Annotated in this window: 23 protein-coding genes; 8 read left to right on the top strand and 15 right to left on the bottom strand. The window is 69.4% G+C overall.

Annotation, left to right across the window (positions count from 1 at the left end):
* The first annotated feature begins 34 nt into the window (after positions 1-34).
* The 5 genes from ACGF7Y_RS03315 (at position 35) to ACGF7Y_RS03295 (ending at position 3776) form a co-directional block, all read left to right on the top strand.
* A complete protein-coding gene (locus ACGF7Y_RS03315; protein WP_357116451.1) occupies positions 35-763 on the top strand; it encodes an amino acid ABC transporter ATP-binding protein in 729 nt (242 codons plus the stop codon).
* A gap of 46 nt (positions 764-809) precedes the next feature.
* The gene (locus ACGF7Y_RS03310) at positions 810-1646 is read left to right on the top strand and encodes a glutamate ABC transporter substrate-binding protein (RefSeq protein ID WP_393228706.1); all 837 of its coding nucleotides are present in this window, start codon (positions 810-812) and stop codon (positions 1644-1646) included.
* 88 nt (positions 1647-1734) lie between these two features.
* Complete coding sequence (locus tag ACGF7Y_RS03305) at positions 1735-2415, top strand: amino acid ABC transporter permease (protein ID WP_062974035.1); 681 nt, start codon at positions 1735-1737, stop codon at positions 2413-2415.
* Between the two features lie 19 nt (positions 2416-2434).
* The gene (locus ACGF7Y_RS03300; RefSeq protein ID WP_357115986.1) at positions 2435-3337 is read left to right on the top strand and encodes an amino acid ABC transporter permease; all 903 of its coding nucleotides are present in this window, start codon (positions 2435-2437) and stop codon (positions 3335-3337) included.
* A 214-nt stretch (positions 3338-3551) separates the two neighbouring features.
* The gene (locus ACGF7Y_RS03295) at positions 3552-3776 is read left to right on the top strand and encodes a hypothetical protein (RefSeq protein WP_393228703.1); all 225 of its coding nucleotides are present in this window, start codon (positions 3552-3554) and stop codon (positions 3774-3776) included.
* Positions 3777-4115: 339 nt separating this feature from the next.
* Here the strand turns inward: ACGF7Y_RS03295 and recX are convergent, their stop codons facing one another.
* The 3 genes from recX to ACGF7Y_RS03280 form a co-directional block, all read right to left on the bottom strand.
* Positions 4116-4700, bottom strand: coding sequence for a recombination regulator RecX (gene recX, locus ACGF7Y_RS03290; protein WP_393230908.1), 585 nt, complete (start codon positions 4698-4700; stop codon positions 4116-4118).
* A 259-nt stretch (positions 4701-4959) separates the two neighbouring features.
* On the bottom strand, positions 4960-6003 hold the full coding sequence (gene recA / locus ACGF7Y_RS03285) for a recombinase RecA (RefSeq protein WP_043728224.1): 1044 nt from the start codon (positions 6001-6003) through the stop codon (positions 4960-4962).
* A 169-nt stretch (positions 6004-6172) separates the two neighbouring features.
* On the bottom strand, positions 6173-7195 hold the full coding sequence (locus ACGF7Y_RS03280; RefSeq protein ID WP_393228701.1) for an Lrp/AsnC family transcriptional regulator: 1023 nt from the start codon (positions 7193-7195) through the stop codon (positions 6173-6175).
* A gap of 98 nt (positions 7196-7293) precedes the next feature.
* Between ACGF7Y_RS03280 and ACGF7Y_RS03275 the strand changes: the two genes are divergently transcribed.
* Positions 7294-8703, top strand: coding sequence for an MFS transporter (locus tag ACGF7Y_RS03275; RefSeq protein WP_393228699.1), 1410 nt, complete (start codon positions 7294-7296; stop codon positions 8701-8703).
* Positions 8704-8781: 78 nt separating this feature from the next.
* Here ACGF7Y_RS03275 and ACGF7Y_RS03270 read toward each other — a convergent pair whose 3' ends face one another.
* The 3 genes from ACGF7Y_RS03270 to ACGF7Y_RS03260 form a co-directional block, all read right to left on the bottom strand.
* Complete coding sequence (locus ACGF7Y_RS03270; RefSeq protein ID WP_393228697.1) at positions 8782-9231, bottom strand: nuclear transport factor 2 family protein; 450 nt, start codon at positions 9229-9231, stop codon at positions 8782-8784.
* Between the two features lie 23 nt (positions 9232-9254).
* Positions 9255-10097 (bottom strand): pyridoxamine 5'-phosphate oxidase family protein, encoded by an 843-nt coding sequence (locus tag ACGF7Y_RS03265; RefSeq protein ID WP_393230906.1) that lies wholly within the window; start codon positions 10095-10097, stop codon positions 9255-9257.
* Positions 10098-10172: 75 nt separating this feature from the next.
* Positions 10173-10634, bottom strand: a complete 462-nt coding sequence (locus ACGF7Y_RS03260) for a VOC family protein (protein ID WP_393228695.1) — start codon at positions 10632-10634, stop codon at positions 10173-10175.
* Positions 10635-10787: 153 nt separating this feature from the next.
* Here ACGF7Y_RS03260 and ACGF7Y_RS03255 point away from each other — a divergent pair, with 153 nt between their 5' ends.
* On the top strand, positions 10788-11303 hold the full coding sequence (locus tag ACGF7Y_RS03255) for a CGNR zinc finger domain-containing protein (protein ID WP_393228694.1): 516 nt from the start codon (positions 10788-10790) through the stop codon (positions 11301-11303).
* A gap of 3 nt (positions 11304-11306) precedes the next feature.
* On the opposite strand, the gene ACGF7Y_RS03250 is transcribed toward ACGF7Y_RS03255, so the two are convergent.
* From ACGF7Y_RS03250 to ACGF7Y_RS03220, 7 genes are all read right to left on the bottom strand, one after another.
* A complete protein-coding gene (locus ACGF7Y_RS03250) occupies positions 11307-12551 on the bottom strand; it encodes a phosphotransferase (protein ID WP_393228692.1) in 1245 nt (414 codons plus the stop codon).
* On the bottom strand, positions 12548-12742 hold the full coding sequence (locus ACGF7Y_RS03245) for a DUF3046 domain-containing protein (protein WP_393228690.1): 195 nt from the start codon (positions 12740-12742) through the stop codon (positions 12548-12550). The genes ACGF7Y_RS03250 and ACGF7Y_RS03245 overlap by 4 nt, the downstream gene beginning before the upstream one ends.
* Positions 12743-12806: 64 nt before the next feature.
* On the bottom strand, positions 12807-13964 hold the full coding sequence (locus ACGF7Y_RS03240) for a glycosyltransferase (protein WP_393228688.1): 1158 nt from the start codon (positions 13962-13964) through the stop codon (positions 12807-12809).
* 84 nt (positions 13965-14048) lie between these two features.
* Entirely contained in the window at positions 14049-14222 is a 174-nt protein-coding gene (locus ACGF7Y_RS03235; protein ID WP_393228687.1) for a hypothetical protein, read from the bottom strand.
* 219 nt (positions 14223-14441) lie between these two features.
* Positions 14442-15071, bottom strand: coding sequence for a PRC-barrel domain-containing protein (locus tag ACGF7Y_RS03230; RefSeq protein WP_393228685.1), 630 nt, complete (start codon positions 15069-15071; stop codon positions 14442-14444).
* A gap of 78 nt (positions 15072-15149) precedes the next feature.
* Positions 15150-15314, bottom strand: coding sequence for a hypothetical protein (locus tag ACGF7Y_RS03225; protein WP_357034056.1), 165 nt, complete (start codon positions 15312-15314; stop codon positions 15150-15152).
* A 170-nt stretch (positions 15315-15484) separates the two neighbouring features.
* On the bottom strand, positions 15485-17014 hold the full coding sequence (locus ACGF7Y_RS03220) for a bifunctional phosphatase PAP2/diacylglycerol kinase family protein (protein WP_393228682.1): 1530 nt from the start codon (positions 17012-17014) through the stop codon (positions 15485-15487).
* Between the two features lie 251 nt (positions 17015-17265).
* Here ACGF7Y_RS03220 and ACGF7Y_RS03215 point away from each other — a divergent pair, with 251 nt between their 5' ends.
* Positions 17266-17466 (top strand): hypothetical protein, encoded by a 201-nt coding sequence (locus tag ACGF7Y_RS03215; protein WP_062974059.1) that lies wholly within the window; start codon positions 17266-17268, stop codon positions 17464-17466.
* Positions 17467-17477: 11 nt separating this feature from the next.
* Here ACGF7Y_RS03215 and ACGF7Y_RS03210 read toward each other — a convergent pair whose 3' ends face one another.
* Positions 17478-18368, bottom strand: a complete 891-nt coding sequence (locus ACGF7Y_RS03210) for a hypothetical protein (RefSeq protein ID WP_393228680.1) — start codon at positions 18366-18368, stop codon at positions 17478-17480.
* A gap of 141 nt (positions 18369-18509) precedes the next feature.
* Positions 18510-19331, bottom strand: coding sequence for a phage shock protein PspA (gene pspA / locus ACGF7Y_RS03205; RefSeq protein ID WP_393228678.1), 822 nt, complete (start codon positions 19329-19331; stop codon positions 18510-18512).
* Between the last annotated feature and the right edge of the window lie 11 nt (positions 19332-19342).

Raw genomic sequence — 19342 nt, 5'->3', positions numbered from 1 at the left:
CGGGGACGTCAGCGCCGCCACCAGCGCGCCGCCGATGATCTTGATGCGCAATGTGGACAAGCACTTCGGCGACCTGCACGTACTCAAGGACATCACCCTGGAGGTCCCGAAAGGGCAGGTCGTCATCGTTCTGGGCCCGTCGGGCTCCGGTAAATCGACGCTGTGCCGCACCATCAACCGGCTGGAACCGATCGACTCCGGGGACATCGCCATCGATGGTGTCGCGCTGCCCGCCGAGGGCCGCGCGCTGGCCGCCCTGCGCGCCGACGTAGGCATGGTCTTCCAGTCGTTCAACCTGTTCGCGCACAAGACGATCGTCGAGAACGTCATGCTCGCGCCGGTCAAGGTCCGCAAGGTGAAGAAGGACGACGCCCGCGCCCGCGCGATGCAACTGCTCGACCGGGTCGGCATCGCCGATCAGGCCGACAAGTACCCCGCGCAGCTGTCCGGCGGGCAGCAGCAACGCGTCGCCATCGCCCGGGCGCTGGCGATGAACCCGAAGGTGATGCTGTTCGACGAGCCGACCTCCGCGCTGGACCCGGAGATGGTCAACGAAGTGCTCGAGGTGATGGTGTCGCTGGCCAAGGAGGGGATGACGATGCTGGTCGTCACCCATGAGATGGGCTTCGCGCGCCGCGCCGGGAACCGGGTGCTTTTCATGGCCGACGGCCAGGTGGTGGAGGACGCGCCGCCGGAGGCGTTCTTCACCGCCCCGAAGTCGGAGCGGGCCAAAGACTTCCTGGGCAAGATTTTGAGCCACTGATCTGCCGGACAGCGGCCAGCACCCACGGATAGGGAGAAGGAACTCGATGAGGATCAATCGCGCTCTGCGCATCGGCGTCGGAGCGATCGCCCTGACACTCGCCGCCGCGACGGCCACCGCGTGCGGCGGCGGCGACGACAAGTCCGCCCTGGACAACGCCAAGGACGGCAAACTCACCATCGGCATCAAGTTCGATCAGCCCGGCCTGGGCCTGCGGAACAAGGACGGGTCCTACAGCGGCTTCGATGTCGAGGTCGCGAAGTACGTCGCGGGGAAACTGGGCGTGCAACCGGACCAGATCACGTTCAAGGAGGCACCGTCGCCGCAGCGTGAGACGCTGATCGAGAACGGGCAGGTCGACTACATCGTCGCCACCTACTCGATCAACGACAAGCGCAAGGACAAGGTCGACTTCGCCGGTCCGTACTACATCGCCGGGCAAGCGCTGCTGGTGCGGGCCGACAACGCCGACATCAACGGCCCGGACAACCTCAAGGGCAAGAAGGTCTGCTCGGTGAAGGGCTCCACGCCGGCCCAGAACATCGAGAAGAACTTCCCCGACACCCAGCTGCAGACGAACGACACCTACTCGCTCTGCCTCGAGGGCCTGCGCGCCGGCTCCTGGGACGCGGTGACCACCGACGACATCATCCTGGCCGGTTACGCCGCGCAGAGCAGCGGCGCGTTCAAGGTGGTCGGCAAGCCGTTCACCACGGAGAACTACGGCATCGGGTTGAAGAAGGGCGACAAGGAACTGCGGGACAAGATCAACGACGCCATCGAGGCGATGATCGCCGACGGCTCCTGGAAGAAGGCCTTCGATTCGACCGTCGGCGCGTCCGGCTACCAGGCCCCGCAGCCGCCGACCGTGAATCGGTACTGACCTCACCGCGTACGGGCGGGTGGCCCGGCGCGGGCCACCCGCCCCACTTCCCTGACCATCGAGACCTGATCGGAGGGACGCGTCCGCCGTGTTCGACCTGATCTCGAGGTATGACGACCAAATCCTCGAAGCCTTCTGGGTGACAATCCAACTGACCGTGCTCTCCGCGGTCGGCGCGCTGATCCTGGGCACTGTCGTCGCGGGCTTGCGCGTGTCTCCCGTGCCCGTCGCCCGCTGGGTCGGCACGGCCTACGTCACCATCTTCCGCAACACCCCGCTCACGCTGATCATCGTGTTCATGTCGCTGGGTCTCTACACGACGATGGGCTGGCGCCTCGCAGGTGAGGGGCCGGACTCTCTGGCGCAGAACAACTTCCGATTCGCAGTCGTCGGCTTGAGCATCTACACCGCCGCTTTCGTCTGCGAGTCGCTGCGTGCGGGCATCAACACCGTACCGATGGGCCAGTCCGAGGCGGGGCGCTCGCTCGGCCTCGGCTTCCTGCAGAACCTGCGGCTGGTCGTGCTGCCGCAGGCATTCCGTTCGGTCATCGCCCCGCTGGGCAGCGTCCTGATCGCGCTGACCAAGAACTCCACCATCGCCTCGGCCATCGGTGTCGCCGAAGCGGCGACGCTGATGGCGGAAATGACCGAGACCGAAGCCGCGGTCCTGGCGATCGGCGCGATCTTCGCGCTCGGCTTCGTGATCCTGACCCTGCCGACCGGCCTGTTCTTCGGCTGGCTGGCCAAGAAGTACGAGGTGGCTCGATGAGCGTCAGCGAGGCGCGGGTATGAGCGCGGGCGCTTCGGTCCTGTTCGACGCGCCGGGCCCGAAGGCGAGACTGCGCAACAATATCTACTCGGTGCTGGTACTGGCCGTGGTGGCCGCGGCAGGCTGGCTGCTCTACCGCGGTTTCGCCGACAAGGGGCAGTTCACCGCGGAGAAGTGGAAGCCGTTCCTGGAGGCCGAGGTCTGGTCGACCTATCTGCTGCCCGGTCTGCGCGGCACGATCGTGGCCGCGCTGCTGTCCATCGTGTTCGCGTTGATCCTCGGCATGGTCTTCGGCGTCCTGCGGCTGTCGGATCATCGCATCGTGCGCTGGGTCGCGGGGGCGATCGTCGAGGTGGCGCGTGCCATCCCGGTGCTGATTCTGATGATCTTCCTGTTCGCCGTGTACTCCGAGTACGACGTGTTCAAGTCCGATGATCTCGCGCTCGCCGCGGTGGTCACCGCCTTGACCATCTACAACGGCTCGGTCATCGCGGAGATCGTGCGAGCGGGCATTCGCTCGCTGCCGAAAGGACAAACCGAGGCGGCGGTCGCGCTCGGCATGCGCAAGAACCAGCTGATGCGATTGATCCTGCTGCCGCAGGCGGTCACGGCGATGCTGCCCGCGCTGATCTCGCAGATGGTGGTCGCGCTGAAGGACTCGGCGCTGGGCTACCAGATCACCTACGTCGAGGTGGTGCGCTCGGGCCAGCAACTCGGCGCGGCCGAACAGAACACGATTCCGGCGCTGATCATCATCGCGATCATCATGATCGCCCTCAACAGCGCGTTGACGCTCGTTGCCACCAGGCTCGAACGACGGCTGCGGGCGCGCAAACGTGGCAAGGGCGGCGGCGCCGTCGTCGCTGCGGACTCGATCATCACCGACGCGGCACCCGGCGTCGACATCGGCAAGAAGCCCTGAGCCAACCGGCGGAGTCGTTGCCGCGCAGACGAACTGGCTACTGCGCGGCGATACCGGGCGGCACCGATGGAGGCGCCGGGGTGTTGTGCTCGAGCTGAGCGCAACACTCGTACACTCGGCGGCGTCCCGCCAATCTCGTAGGCATACGCCGACCCCCGGTATTCGACCGGTGGGACGGTCATCAGTGCTTCATACCTGCGGGAGTTGATGATCGATGACCAGCCGTACCTCCGACCTGTTGTTCGACGAGTCGTTCTCCTTCCCTGGCGAACTGCGCCGCGCCGGCCCCGCGCGGGTCGGTGTCTTCATCCGGGACGCGGCCGGGGAGATCCTCGGCGCGGTCGGGGTGACCGGGACCGCCACATCCTCGGAGGACGAACGCGCCGCCTGCGCGGGTATCGAGGCCGCCGGTCTATCCGCCGACACCGGAGAGGGGTAGACCGGCGATGCCGCAGCCGAAACCCACGCAGCGGTGCACCTCCGCGGCGGCGGTACGAAGGGTGCTGACCTCGACCGCCGCGGGCCGCGCCCCGATCGGCTGTCCGAGCAGCGACAATCAGCGAAGTGATCGAAAACGCCGCAGCCGCCCCAGATTCCGCTAGCCGAGGGCGCGGCACCGAGCCGGTAGCCGCACCTGCCATCCGTATCCCGCGTATCCGACCGGCGTGGAACGCAGTTGTGAGCGGGATACAGCTTCGCGCGATGGGCCCGAGCCGCTGTCTTACCGAGCCGGTGAAGCGTGGCGCGCCATTACCGCGAGCGGCAAGGGGCCGGGAGCTCAGTCGACGGGCTCGTCGAGGTCGCCCCCGACCCCTCGATCGGCCAATTCGGCTTTGACCACCCGATAGGCCGTGGCCTGGTTGTAACCGCGCCGAGCGAGCATGCCGACGAGACGACGAATCATCTTGTCCCGGTCCAGGTCTCGCGGCAAGGAGCGTAATTTGCGGCGGACCAGCTCACCGGCCCGTGTCTCCTCGTCGTCTGCGGTGATGGCGTCGAGGGCGGCGGCGGCATCCGACTGCGCGACGCCCTTGCGCCGGAGTTCCTGAGCGAGCGCCTGCTTGCCTTTACCGGAGAAGGCGTGGCGGGAGTGCACCCATTGCTCGGCGAAAGCGGCGTCATCGATGAGGCCCACTTCGGTGAGGCGATCTAGCGCCCGTTCGCTCACCTCGGGCGAATACCCCTCGGCGGCGAGACGCTGGGCCAGTTCGGCACGACTGCGGGCGCGGACGGCGAGCAAGCGGAGACACGCCTCCTTCGCCTGCTCGACCGTTCCGCCCTCGGATCCGGCCGCCACCGGATCCGCCGATCGGCCCTCGGGCCGGTCGGAGTCGGTCGAGGACGAGTCGGCGCGCCCCCGCATGCCGCGGTGACCGCGACGGGACCCAGCCGGACGCGCCCGCTGCGGATCGGACGCGTCCGGCCGAGTTCCCATGGTGTCCGGCGCAACCGAACCACCTTCGGCACTCCGGACGAGTTCGGAATCCTGTCCGCGCTGCCGGCCACCGTTCGGCGAGCCGGAGGCGGACAGGAGTTCTTCCAGCCGGCGCCGCATGTCCTGCACGACGTCGGCCCCCGGGTCGGCCGAAGACGCCCCGGGTGAGCGGCGGCGGTTCGTCGGCTCAGAAATCGGCGGGCACCTCCGCGGCCGCGTCGGCCGTGACGTCGGCGCCGATGCCGAGCTTCTCCTTGATCTTCTTCTCGATCTCGTCGCGGACGTCGACGTTCTCCAGCAGGAACTTGCGGGCGTTCTCCTTGCCCTGACCGAGCTGATCGCCCTCGTAGGTGTACCAGGAGCCGGACTTGCGGATGAAGCCCTGCTCGACGCCCATGTCGATGAGCGAGCCCTCCTTGGAGATGCCGTGCCCGTAGAGGATGTCGAACTCGGCCTGCTTGAACGGCGGGGAGACCTTGTTCTTCACGACCTTCACGCGGGTGCGGTTGCCCACCGCGTCGCTGCCGTCCTTGAGCGTCTCGATGCGGCGCACATCCAGGCGCACCGACGCGTAGAACTTCAGCGCCTTACCGCCGGTGGTGGTCTCCGGCGAACCGAACATCACGCCGATCTTCTCGCGCAGCTGGTTGATGAAGATCGCGGTGGTGCCGGAATTGTTCAGCGCGCTGGTCATCTTGCGCAGCGCCTGGCTCATCAGGCGGGCCTGCAGACCGACGTGGCTGTCGCCCATCTCGCCCTCGATCTCGGCGCGCGGCACCAGCGCGGCCACCGAGTCGATGACGATGATGTCGATGGCGCCGGAGCGCACCAGCATGTCGGCGATCTCCAGCGCCTGCTCACCGGTGTCGGGCTGGGAGACCAGCAGCGCGTCGGTGTCGACGCCCAGCTTGCGGGCGTAGTCCGGATCGAGCGCGTGCTCGGCGTCGATGAACGCCGCCACCCCGCCCGCCGCCTGCGCGTTGGCCACCGCGTGCAACGCCACGGTGGTCTTACCCGAGGATTCCGGACCGTAGATCTCGACGACGCGGCCGCGCGGCAGGCCGCCGATGCCCAGCGCCACGTCGAGCGCGATGGAGCCGGTGGGGATCACCGAGATGGGCTGGCGCGCCTCCTCGCCCAGGCGCATGACGGCGCCCTTGCCGAAGCTCTTTTCCACCTGGGCCAGCGCGAGTTCGAGCGCCTTGTCCCGGTCGTACGCCTGTGGTGCCATGTCCTGATCCCCTTTTCGACGGGTGAGTCTCGTTCTGTGGTTGGCGCCTACAGTAGAGCCCGGCACCGACAAGTTCTGGCGACCAGACTAGACGAACAGGTGTTCGAGTCAAGTGACGCGCCCGGCCCTCTCCGCACCGCCCGCGCCGTCCTCGGCAAATGCCGTGCGATCAGGGCGCCAGCGTGATCCGGTCGGTGTCCAGCAGCGTCTGCGCCTGCTTGAGCACGCGCAGCGACGGCGTCACCTCGAGGCCGGTGATCCCGTCCAGCGCGGCGAGCCGTCCGGTCACGTACCGGTAGAGGTCCGCGGTGTCGCGGCAGATGATGGAGGCGAACATATTGGACGGCCCGGTGGTGGCGGCGACGAAGACGATCTCCGGATGCGTCGCCATCGCGCGTCCCACCGCGTCCAGATCGGCGGGGCGCACGCGCAGCCACAGCGCGCCACGCACCCCGTAGCCCATCCGCTCGATCGCGAAATCGACGTCGAAGTACAGCACTCCCGCCGCCGTCAACTCGGCCATCCGCCGCGCGACCCGCGGCGCCGTCCACCCGGTTTCGGCGGCGAGTTGAGCGTACGGAGCGCGACCGTCCCGGCCGAGCAGCGCGAGCATCGCCTCGTCGGCCGCGGACAGATCGACCGCCGTCTCCGGCCCCGCGTCCGCGGGCCGGGGCCGGGCGGCGCCGAGCTCGTCGAGCTGGGCGGCGGTCAGCAGGTGCTGATGGCGCGGCCACTCCTCGTCGAGCGGAAAACGGTGGATGACCTCGTGCGCGGTCAGTTCCAGCACTTGCGGGGCGCGCGGCAGGATGTGCAGCAGCAGCGCGTCGCGCCGCTGGATCGAACGCGGCCTGCCCACACAGGTCACCTCGGAACCGGTGGACAGCAGTGTCACCCAACTCAGGTCCGGGAACCGCGCCAGCGCTTCGGCCAGCCGCAGCGCTTTGTCCGGCGTCGATCTCAGGCGCAGCACCCAGCGCGCGTGGCCGAGCGGCACCGCGTTCACCTGCCCGGACACGTGCAGGATGCCGCGCTGACGCAGCGCGCGATAGCGCCGCGCCACCGTCTGCTCGGAGACCCCGAGGATGCCGCCGAGCCGGGCGAACGGGATCCGGGCATCGTGCACCAGCGCCTGCACGATCTGTTTGTCCAGGACATCCAATTCGGAGGATTCCGTCGAGGTTTCGTCGAGCACTGGAAGAATCTAACGCCCGCACCCGGGTGACTAGGGGGATCTCTCCGAATACCGCACGCTTGGCGTCGAAATCATTCGAATCCGCCGTGGAGGCTCCCGTGAGGAAATGGCTCCCCCTGTTCGCCGCGTGCCTCGGCACGCTGATGCTGCTGATCGACGTCACCATTGTGAACGTCGCCCTGCCCGACATCGCCGCCGATCTGGACACCGGATTGTCCGGCTTGCAGTGGGTGGTGGACGGCTATGCCTTGGCATTGGCGGCATTGCTGCTGGTGCTGGGCTCGCTCGCCGACCGGGCCGGTGCGAAGCGCGCGTACCTGGCCGGACTGGTCGTCTTCGCGGTCGCGTCGCTCGGCTGCGGCGTCGCCGGGTCCGCGGCGGTCCTCGTCGCGGCGCGAGCGCTGCAAGGCGTCGGCGGCGCGGCCATGTTCGCCACGACGCTGTCCCTGCTGCACGCCACCTACACCGGCCGCGACCGTGGCGTCGCCTTCGGCGTCTGGGGCGCGGTGTCCGGAGCGGCGGCGGGAATCGGCGTGGTGCTCGGCGGGGTCCTCACCGAGGCGCTGTCGTGGCGTTGGATCTTCTTCGTCAACCTGCCCATCGCCGTGCTGGCGATCGGCCTGACCGCCACGGTGTTCCCGCCCTCCCCGCGGCGGGTCGACCGAGTGGTGGATGTGCGGGGCATGCTGTCGTTCGCGACCGCCGCGACGGCGGTCACCTACGGCGTCATCCGCGGTGGCGAGCACGGCTGGACCGACACGGCCGCGGTGATCGCGTTCGCCGTCGGCGCCGCGGCGGCGCTGGTCTTCGGTTTCGTCGAGGCGCGCGGTGCCGCGCCGATGTTCCCCCTGGCGCTGCTGCGTAACCGCGACTTCGCCGCGACCCTGTTCGGCGCGTCCGGGCAGACGTTCGCCGCGTTCGCGAGCAGTCCCCTGATCTCGCTGTGGCTGCAGCAGCAACTGCACATGTCACCACTGCACGCGGGCCTGGCGATGCTTCCGATGGCCGCCACCGCGTTCGTGGTGGCGGGCGCGTTCGGGCGGCTGCTGCACGATGTCGCACCGAAGTGGACCATCGGAGCGGGGTTGGTGGTGGTCGGCCTGGGCGCCTGGCTGCTCATGCTCGTGGGCCCCGAGTCCTCCTGGCTCGCATTGATCCCCGGATTCGTGGTGATCGGCCTCGGGATCGGCGTCAACGCACCCGCGCTGGTGTCGGTCGGCATGGCGGCCGTCGCCCCGGAGCAGGCCGGCACGGCCGCGGGGGCGGTGAACACCGCGCGGCAACTGGGCTTGGCCCTCGGCGTCGCGGTACTCGGCACCGTGTTCCGCGGTGTGGCGACCGTCGAGCAGCCGATGACCTTGTCGCGCTTCGTCGCCGGGCTCGACGCGGCGTTCGGCGTCGCGGCCGCGGTGGGCGTCGGATTCGGGCTGGTCGCCTTCGCCCTGTTCCACCGGCAGCGCGCGAACGCCGAGCCATCCGAAGCCCAGCGGCAGGCCGTCGCCGCCTGACCACGATCCGAAACGACGAGACGGCGGCGGCGCGTGGGCGCCGCCGCCTCCTGTGCCCGGGTGGTCGGGAGAACTCCCTCAGTGCTGGGGCAGCACCGCCTCGTCGCCCGGATCGCGCGGCCCGAAGATGCGCCGCTCGGATTCCTCGATGCGGACGTCGTTGATGCTGGCCTCCCGCCGGGACATCAGTCCGTCCGGCGCGAACTCCCACTGCTCATTGCCGTAGCTGCGAAACCACCGGCCGGACTCGTCGTGCCATTCGTACTGGAAGCGCACCGCGATCCGGTTGCCTTCGAAGGCCCACAGATCCTTGCGCAGCGCGTAACCGTTCTCGATGGACCACTTCCTGGTGAGGAACTCGACGATGGCGGCGCGGCCGGTGAAGAACTCCGCACGATTGCGCCACACCGAGTCCTCGGTGTAAGCGGCGGCGACCCGCTCCGGATCGCGGGTGTTCCAGGCGTTCTCGGCGGCCCGCACTTTGGCTTTCGCTGATTCCGCGTCGAAGGGTGGCAGGGGAGGTCGCATGGACGGCTCCTTTCTCGTGAGGTTCAGGGATTGACGGGCGACAGCTCGGCAGGCCCCCACCGCAACGCTCCCCCGGGCCGCTCGAGTACCTCCTCGACGGTGAAGTCGAGGGAGCATTGTGCGCCTGCCGCGAAAGTCTCAGGGGCCCAGATCAACTCGGCGGTGCCGGTGAGTTGCAATGCGGCGCCCGTGGACCAATCGGGGATCAGGATCCCGCACCGAGGGTTGACCTCGATGTTGCCGAGCGTCATGAACATCGAATTGCCCCGGTAATCCGGCCAGCGCAGCCGCGTGGGCGAAAGCACCTGGAGGAAACCGGGATTCCCGCCACGATGCGAGGCGTCGGCGTTGCCGTCGGCGTCCGCGGTCGCGACGAAGAACGTGTCGGCCGCCGCTATCGCGGCCCGCTGATCGGCATCGAGTTCGACACTGTGACGCACCACCGGCGCCTCGGCGGCGGGCGTATAGCTCTCGACTTCACGGCGGGAGATGTACTTGGGACAGTTCGAGTACACCTGGTCGGTGACGATGCGCAGGCCCGCGCCCTCCGGCATCGATCTGCCGTTGACCCGCATCCGCCTGCGCCGCTGCGGTTGCAGGGCGATCATGCCGACGCCGCACCGATGGGTCAGGGCTTCGTGCAACGGATCGGTGGCCGCGGGCCGGACGCCGACCGCTATCGTCCGGTCGTCCACCGCCCGGACGAAACCCGGTTGCCCGACCAGCTCGCTCGCCCACAGCCTGCCCGCCGTGTCGGCGGCGGCGAGCACGACCATCCGCTGTTCGGCCAGGAACCCCGCGGCGACCGCGGGAATATCGGGACGGATCATGCGGCCGACCCGTTCGGCGATGTCCGCCTGGCCCATCCGGCGCTGGACGGCGACCTCTCCGCGATGAAACGACTCGGGCACGATGCTCCCTTCGCTGCGCGGACGACCGGATCAGAAGAAGCCGCAGGTCGGGGCGGCGCCGCTGGGCGCTGGCGCGGATTCCGCGCCGCTGGGCGCGTAGACCTCCAGGCGAATGCCGTCGGGATCGGTGAAGAAGATCCCGCCCGAGGCCACGCCCTCGCCGTGCGCCACCACCCCGTCGTGCGCGAAGGCCACCGACAGCTCACGCAGCACCCGCTCCACCGCACGCACTTGGTCAAGGCTGTCGACCTGGAAGGAAAGGTGATGCAGTCCGGGCGTTTCGGTGGAGAAGGCGCCATCGCTCTGCTCCCACAGCGTGACGACCAGCTTGCCGTCCGCCCCGAGGAAGGCCCAGCGGCGCTGGTCGTCGGCGCTCGCGGCGAGCTGCTCGAAGCCGAGGGCCCGGCGATAGAAGTCCACCGAACGATCCAGATCGGAGACGTTCAGGCCGATGTGCCCGGTGGCGAGCTGAGGTGCGGCTACCGCGGTCATGAGTTCCTCCTCGGAATGATTAACCGTTCAATACGGTTTTGACGGTTAGAACATACTGCCAGACACCACTTGCGTCAACCACTGAAAATGGTTTGATCAGTTAGACAGGAGGTGGCCGCCTTGGACTTCGACGCGCACTCGATACCCTCGGGCATGCCCGATCCACGCCCCCACCTCGGTGAACCCTTGGCGCTCGATCTGCTGAACACGAGATGGATCGAGCACGGACCACAGGACCTGCTCACCGAGGTCGCCGGCCTACGCACCTGGCTGGCGACCGCCGGCCTCACCGATCGCGCGACCGCCGACGAGGGCACCTTGCACGCCGTACTGGCCGCGCGCACAGCCATCTACGACGTGGTGGTGCACGCCTCCCCCGCGGGGCTCAACGACGTGCTGGCACACGGCCGCGTCCGCCGCGCACTCACCGAGACCGGACCCGCCGACCTGGCGGACGTGCCGGAACAAGCCTGGCTGCCCGCCTGGCTGGCCGCCGACAACCTGCTGGAACTGCTGCGCGCCGCGCCCGATCGGATCCGTCAGTGCGCGCATCCGGAGTGCGTGCTGTTCTTCTACGACACCTCGAAGAACGGAACCCGCCGCTGGCACTCCATGGCCACCTGCGGCAACCGCACCAAAGCGGCTCGCCACTATGCGCGCAAAGGGTGAAGCTCAGAACAATTCGTCGAGCAGCCGGTAGTACTCCAAGCGGCTCTCGTCCGGCTCGGCCAGCCCGTAGGCCGCGAAGAAGGCCGTCACTTCCGCGTCGCCGAAGTCCGCGCGCAGATCGCGGATGGCAAGTGCCAGATCGCGATAACGGTCGGCCACGCCGAGTGCGCCCACGTCGAGCAGGATCTCGTTCTCCAGCACGTTCGGCGGGGTGAAATCACCGTGCGCCACCACCAGGTCCTCCCCCGTCGGCCGCTGCCGGAGCAGCCGGGTGAGCACGTCCGCCGGGGTGGTTCCGCGGTTGTCTTCGTCGAACTCCTCCGCGTCCACGAGCCCTTCGACGACGTTGCGGCGCGCCTGTGCCAGAACGACGTCGAGGCGGCCGTCGAACGGGCACTCGGTCACCGGAATGCTGTGCAGCCGCCGCAGTAGCCCGCCCAGCACGACGCCGCTCGACGCCGCGTGCGCGCTGCCGGAGTTCACTCGTGCCGCCAGGCTGGGCGCGCCCGCGTCCGCGAGCACCAGGACGTCGTCTTCGAACGCCGCGACCTCCGGTACGGCAATCCCGTGCTCGCGCAACCAGGTGAGCCGCTCGTACTCGGCGACCGCCTTCGGTCCGCGTTTGAGCCAGTAGGCGCCGTCGACCGACACCACCCCACCGCTGAGGCCCTCGTGTTCGTCCGACCAGCTCGACGCCTCGCCGAACAGCGCCGCGACGGTGGGCGGCAACGGGATCGGCAGCTCGCCCAGCGTGTCCAGCGCGGCGCGGGTGGCTTCGATCTCGTCGGGATCGCCTTCGGCGACGCGCAGCCGCATCGCCTCGGTCAGCAGCGCGCGCGCCTCGGTCAGGTGATTGCGCTCGGCGAGCGCCTTGCCCAAATGCTGCACGGCGAAGGAGAGCACTTCCGGAGCGGCCGCTCGCGCGTGCGCCACGGCGCGGCGGTACAACGTCTCGGCGGTGCCGACATCGCCGCGGTAGCGGTAGACGTCACCCAGGTTGATCCAGACACTGATCCTGCGCCGCTCGGTGTCCACCAGTTCCAGCGCGCGATCGAGGTGATCGAGCGCCTCGTCGTAGCGGCCGAGCAACATCAGCTCGATGCCGGTCTGCCGGTAGCCGGCGAAGTCGTCGGGGCGGGCCTGCGCCACCCGGGCGGCCAGGCGCTGGGGGTCGTGCGGGATCATCCGCTGCCGCTCGTCGAACCGGTACAGCGGCTCGTCCCGCTCCACCTGCCCCGGGGCGCTCACCAGCGCGTCCTGGGCACGTCGAATTCGGCGCACAAGGCGCGCCACACGTCGCGGGGATCGATCCCGGCCTCGATGGCGTCGGCGCCGGTGCGCCCGCCCAGCATGGGGATCACATGGTCGGCCAGCAGGGCGTCGCCCCGGGCCACACCGAACTCGGTGTGCAACAGTTCCTGGAATTCGGTCAACCGCACCGTCCCGAACTTACTCCCATTCCGCTCGTTGCCAGGTCAGTGGCACACCCGGCACCCGAGTCGATCAGTGGTGAACGGCGTGGCGCACCTGGTGGCACAGGCCGACAGGATCCGGGAACTCGGTGGTGGCCGCGGCGTCCCTGGCCGCCGCGGTGTAGCGGGGATCGGCGAGGATCTCTTGGACCGCGGCGCGGACGGCATCGGGCGACAGCGGCCGGACGACGATCGAACTGCCCTGCCGTGCAGCACGATTGGCCAGCTCCCACTGGTCGCCGCCGCCGGGAACGGTGACGATCGGGACGCCCGCGGACAGTGTCTTGGCGAGCAGGCCGTGTCCGCCGCCGCCCACGACGACGGACGCGTGGGTCAGCAGTTCGTCTTGCCGCCCCAGCCCCGCCGTGGCCCACGGCGGCAGGTCGGCAGGCGGCGCGTCCAGCATCGAAATCGCCACGCGGACACCGGTTCCGTCCAGAGCCTCGAGCACGGTCTCCGCCATACCCGCCACGCCGGTGTGCGCGGTCGATGGGGCGACCATGACCAGCGGTCCGTCACCGGGCGGAGGGTCCAGAACCGCGTCGGTCGGCTCCCACAGCAGCGGGCCGATCACGTGGGTGGATTCAGGCCAGTCGGGGCGCGGCACCTCGAGTGCGGGCAGGGTGGCGATCAGGCGAGCGGCGGGACCGGGATCGACGGCCGGGAGACCGACGCTCTCGCGGGCCCGCTCGCGCTGGCGGTGCCCGTTCCGGAGGGCACGCGCGGTCATGCCGCGCAGTACACCGTCGCGCATCCGCCCGCGCAGACCCGCGCCGGGGGCGAGCCCGCTTCCGATGGGCGGCAAACCCTTCGACGGCAGATACAGCGGATGCGGGGACAGTTCCACCCACGGGACGCCGAGCCGCTCCGCGGCCATCCCGCCGCCTGCGGTCAGCACGTCGGAGATCACCAGTTCGGGCAGCATGGCGCTCAGTTCGGGCAGGATCTCGGTGGAGATGTGCGCGGCCCGCTCGTGGATGCGCTGTCCCGCGTCGGCGTCGTCGTCCACCGGCCGCGGCGCCAGGCCCTTGAGTCTGCGCACGCCGATGCCCGCGGCGAGGGCGGCGTCGAACCAGCGCGGACCGGTGAACAAGACAGGCTCGTCACCGGCCGCCAAGAACCGCAGGCACAACGCGATAGCGGGGAACGCGTGACCGGGATCGGGCCCTGCGACAACGGCTACTCGCATCCGCCTAGCCTGCCACACCCGCGTGCGAGCCGATCACACCCGCGTCGCGGCGGCGCGGAGTCGCAGGCGCCGCCGCCCCTCCTGCTACAGCTTGCTCACCGTCGAGTTGTCCGAGCCCGACACCGCCTTGTACAGCAGGTACAGCCCGAACACGATGGCGCTGATCACCAAGATGGGGAGCAGGCCCTTGATCAGCGCGCCGATGACCGCCAGCGCGATCCAGACGACCGCGACGATACCGATGATCTTCCACAACATTTCGATGCCTTCCGAAGTCCGTTTACGCTTCGAGCATGGCATCCGAATGAGGGTGAATCACCAGGTGAGGCGGGATATGGGGGTGGAAATCAGGGTTCCCCCGGACCCTGGTCACTCGCCCGCGGTGCGCCGATCGGGGTTTTCTCCCGGCATGTGACGCGGGCGAACGGAACGGGACCCGGCCACGCGGGCGGCGCGACCGGGTCCCAGCCGCCGTGATCAGCCCCGTCGGCGCTCGGCGTCCGGGAGGTCTCCGGTCATGGGGTCGTCGTGCGCCATGCCGTCCGGTTCCCGCATACCGAGATCTGCCGTGTCGACGGCGTAGGAGTCGATCATCGGCTCACGTCCCACACGCGCCCGTTCGCCCGCGGGCGGCATCCGCAGCGTCTCCTCCTCGCTTCCAGGATAGGTCCGCATCCGGGCCGGGGCGGCGTCTCCCGGTTGGCCGGCGCGCTCCTCCGGCGGGCGAGTCATCTCGGGGCGGCCTCGCCGCGGCTGCGGCACCGGCTGCCTGCCGTAGACGTCCCAGGCGGCCTGCTCCGGGTCGATCTGGTAGTGATCGAACAGTTCCTGCTCGGCCTGCGGGCTGATCTGCCCGTTGTGGTCGAGCTGGGGCGAGGCCTTCACCGCGTCCTTGCCGACCCGCACCTGCAACGTGGCCGACTCGGGGCGGTGCTCGGCCCCGGCCAGCGGCACCAGGGCGTCGGCACTGAACAGGCCGGTGGACACCGCGATCCAGGTGGGTGATCCGGAATTGTTGTCGACGTAGACCCGCTTGACCTTGCCGATCTTCTCGCCTTCGGGACCGTACACCGAGCTTCCGATGAGCGTTTCCAGCATTTCAGTCATGGGTTCCTCCGCAGTTCGTCCGTGCGACGGGCAGCCCGACAGAACGCGGCCGACCACCGCACGTGCTGAGAAAAGGGTTCAATCGCTTGTGGGTCGATCGGTAACGTCGGGGCCTGCGACGCGCTGCGCTCTGCGCGACAGCCGCACCGGGTCCTCGGCGGTCTCACACGACAGATACCGGCTGACATCCAGCCGCTGCGTGTCCTGGTCGAGCAGCGATCGACGGTAGGAAACATCAAGCATGACGTGCTCCTGCCCAGTAGTGCATGTTCCCGGCCCCAGACGAAGCCGGAAGAGATCAGCTACAGGGTGGCAACTACCCCGGAATGCCGTGACCAAACAGGACAAGCCGCAATCTGCCAACTCGGTGCGAGCAACACGATGCGATAGCAATCACACAGCTATCCTGGCGATCACCGCAGCTCGCGCCGCGCAGCATCGGAAGCGCCGGGTGCGCCCTTGAGCAGCATCAGCGCCGAGGGCCCGCTGGTGAACCGGAAGTCCTTGCCGCGGTGGTCCACCTCGCCGTCGGTGGCCAAGGAGACCGGCTGCTCGGCCACCCGCACGTCCACGCGGGAGACCCGGCGGTGCTGGTAGGTGGGCGAATACTCCAGCGTGCCGGTGAACGTCGCGAAGACCAGCCGTAGCCGCGAGAAGGGGACGTCGGCGCGCAGGTAGCGGACGTCGAGGGTGCCGCCGTGCAGCTCAGGGCGCGACATCGGGATCTGGTCGGCGGGGTGGTAGGTGCCGTTGCCGACGAACAGCATCCACAGCGCGGCGCGGGCGCCGTCGATGGTGACGTGCAGCGGCTGGGCCCTGAACAGCACGCGCACCATGGCCATTCCCGCGGCGGGCCATTTACCGATCCGGCGCTCCCAGCGCTCGCGGACGCGCACGAAGTCGGGATAACCGCCGAGACTCGCGGTGTTGACGAAGACGCGCCGCTCGGCGTCGTCGAAGCACACCTCGGCCACGTCGACGCGGACCGCTTCGCCCGTTTCCAGCCCGGCGAGGGTCACCTCGGCGTCCTCCACTCCGGCATCCCTGGCGAAGTGGTTGAGCGTGCCGCCCGCGAAGACCGCCAACGGCAACCGGTGGCGCACCGCGTACTCCGCGACCGCGGACACCGTCCCGTCTCCGCCGACGACGCCGAGCGCGACGATGTCGTCGCGCCGCAGCAGTTCGCCGGCCCGCGCCTCGACATCCTCGTCGCCGCCGAGCTCGAGCACCTCGGCGGCGGGCAGCCGGTCACGCAGGGCGGCGAGCGCGTCGTCGCCGCCGCCCGATCCCGCGTGCGGATTGCCGATCAGCAGGAGCCCGGTACCGCGCGGCAGCGGATCCACGTGCTCGACCGGCCCCAGGGTGGCGGGCCCGTCGTCGCGCACCGCCCACCACCGCCGGGTGACCAGCGCGACCGCACCGCCGAACAGCGCGCCCGCGACCACGTCGGACGGCCAGTGCACGCCGATGTGCACGCGCGAATAGCCGACCGCGGCGGCGACCGGGGCCACCGCGGCGGCCGCCACGGGAGATTCCAGCGCCAAGCCCGTCGCGAAGGCGGCCGCGGAAGCCGAATGCCCGGACGGGAACGACGACGAGACCGGCGGTGTGACCAGCCTGCGCACGAACGGGACGGACTCGTCCGGCGGACGGCGGCGCGGAAACAGCGGCTTGGCCACGCCGTTGGCAATGCCGCTGGCAATGCTCAGCGCGAGCAGCCCGCGCGCCGCGCCGCGCCGGGTCGAGCGATCCCCGGCCACGAACAGGACCGCCCCGAGCGCGATCCACAAGCGATTCTTGTCAGCGGAGGTGCTCAACGCCTTCAGCACCCGGTCCGCCGGGGTCGGCCGCACGCGCGCACTGCGGCGGACCAGCCAGCGATCCAGGCTGCTCGTCAGTCCGACCACCCCACCGTCGCGCCCCCGAGTCGAGAGAAACCGCATCGCCGCAGCCTACCGACCGCGCGGGCGCCGCGTCCGGGCGACCGCTGCGCCCGAGGCCGCGCGCTCAGGTGTGCGCGGACGCTGTCGGCGCTGTCGCAAACCGACTAGTACGCCATTTCAGTGCACGGATGTACTCTGATCTCGAACGCACAGTGGCGTTGCGCGACAACAGGGAAGGGATGATCGAATGACGCAGACACCCCAATCAGCACACAGTCATGCACCGAATCTCGGGTAACGGCCGGGATTCGATGGAAAACACGAACGAGCTGGCGCAGGAACTCGCGGCCGCGGCACGGCGGCACGGTTCGGCGATCGCGGGGATCGTCGGATCGGCCGCCCGCAAGGCGTCCTGGGAGGTGCTCGATCTCATGGCCGAGAGCCGAGAACTGATGGGCGCGGCGTTTCGCGCCCGGGCCGAGGAACTCCGCCGCCGGGACCGGCAGAACTGAAACGGGTCCGATCAGATCGGTGGCCGCGGCGACGCGGGCACCGATTTGTCGGCCACCTCGATGAGGGCCTGGGCCCACCCGTCCAGCCGGTCGGAGGCGTGGCGCAGATCCGACACGATGGTGTCGAAGTGGTGGCGCACCACGGTATTCTCCGGTACCGCGAGAATCCGGCCCGCAGCGGCAACGACCTGCTCGTACTCCGCGACGCCCGTGTCGAGCCTGGCCGAGGTCAGCCGGAGGTTCTCGGCGAGTGCCATAGCCGCGGGCGAATTCGCGCTTCCCATGGCGCCGAGGCCCTGTTCCATCGCCGTGATGTCGGCGGCCAGCGCGTGCAGCGCCGCCGCGCCCGAGGCAGCCGTCTCGAGCATGTCGGCCAGTTCGTCGGGGGGCAGCCGATGCGAGCGAGCGATCTGAACGCCCATCCCGTGCAAGGCCTTCTCCGCGCGCACCAGACGCGCGATCGACGGGCGCGCGATCGACCACAACGGCGGCTGCTTGCGCGGAATGAACGCCGCCTGCGGCAGCGGTGCGCCCCGCAGCCGCAGATAGCGGCGAGTGCTCAGCGCCGCACCGGTGACCAGCGCGACCGCGCCGCCGCCGACCATGACCACGGCCCACACCGGCGCGGAAACGACAACGAGGCCAACGGTTCCCGCCGTCGTGAGGCCGGACACGGTGCCCAGCTGGAAGCTGCGCCTGCGAGCCCTGCGGCGGCGGCGCAGCTCACGCTCCCGCGGATCGGCCCAGCGCCGCACGGCGACGAGCGCGTTCTCGCCGACTTCGCGAAGGCTGTCCGGCAGGCTGCCCGGCTGTGGCGCGAGCGCGGCTTGTGCCCGGATCATCGCCGACCCGCGCAGGCGCCGCGCGTCGAGCTGCCGCTCGCGAAATACACTGCCGCTCATACCTTCTCTCCCACCGGTCGCACACATCGGACAGACCGAGACCCGACTCGGCCGACGGCCGGCCGGTCGGGTCCCCACGCCTTGTCTTCCAGTGAACCAGCCCCCACCGACACGCGTTGGCCGAACGCCCGGTGGCGGCGGTTACTGCTGCGCGGCCTGCCCCTTGTTCATCTGCGGTGGTGCCGAATTCGCCTGCGCCGGATTGATGGCGGGCTGGGCACCACCGGCCGGCAGCTGGTCGCCGCGCATGGACGCGCGGATCTGCTCCAGCTTGCTGTGCCCGGCCATCTGGATGCTGGCCTGCTGCACCTCGAGCATCCGGCCCTGCACCGAGTTCTGCGCGAGTTCGGCGGCACCCAGCGCGTTGGCGTAGCGGCGCTCGATCTTCTCGCGGACCGCGTCCAGGCTCGGCGTGCTGCCCGGCGCCGACAGCGTCGAATCCATCTGCTGCAGCGAGGCGGAGACCTGCTCCTGCATCTTCGCCTGTTCCAGCTGGCTGAGCAGCTTGGTGCGCTCGGCGACCTTCTGCTGCAGCAGCATCGCGTTCTGCTCCACGGCCTTCTTGGCCTGGGCCGCCGCCTGCAGCGACTGGTCGTGCAGGACCTTCAGGTCCTCGACGGACTGCTCTGCGGTGACCAGTTGCGCGGCGAACGCCTCGGCGGCGTTGGTGTACTGGATCGCCTTCTCGGTGTCGCCCGCCGCGGTGGCCTGGTCGGCCAGCAGGACGGCCTGGCGCGCGTTGGCGTTGAGCTTCTCGACTTCGTCCAGTTGCCGGTTCAGCTTCATCTCCAGCTGACGCTGGTTGCCGATGACCGACGCGGCCTGCTGGGAAAGGGCCTGGTGCTGCCGCTGGGCTTCCTCGATAGCCTGCTGAATCTGGACCTTCGGGTCCGCGTGCTCCTCGATCTTCGAATCGAAGAGGGCCATCAGGTATTTCCAGGCCTTGACGAACGGACTAGCCATCGATTGATCCC

The organism is Nocardia sp. NPDC047654 (assembly GCF_043205035.1).
Classification (GTDB): domain Bacteria; phylum Actinomycetota; class Actinomycetes; order Mycobacteriales; family Mycobacteriaceae; genus Nocardia.
This window is presented reverse-complemented; position numbering and strand designations above follow the sequence as displayed.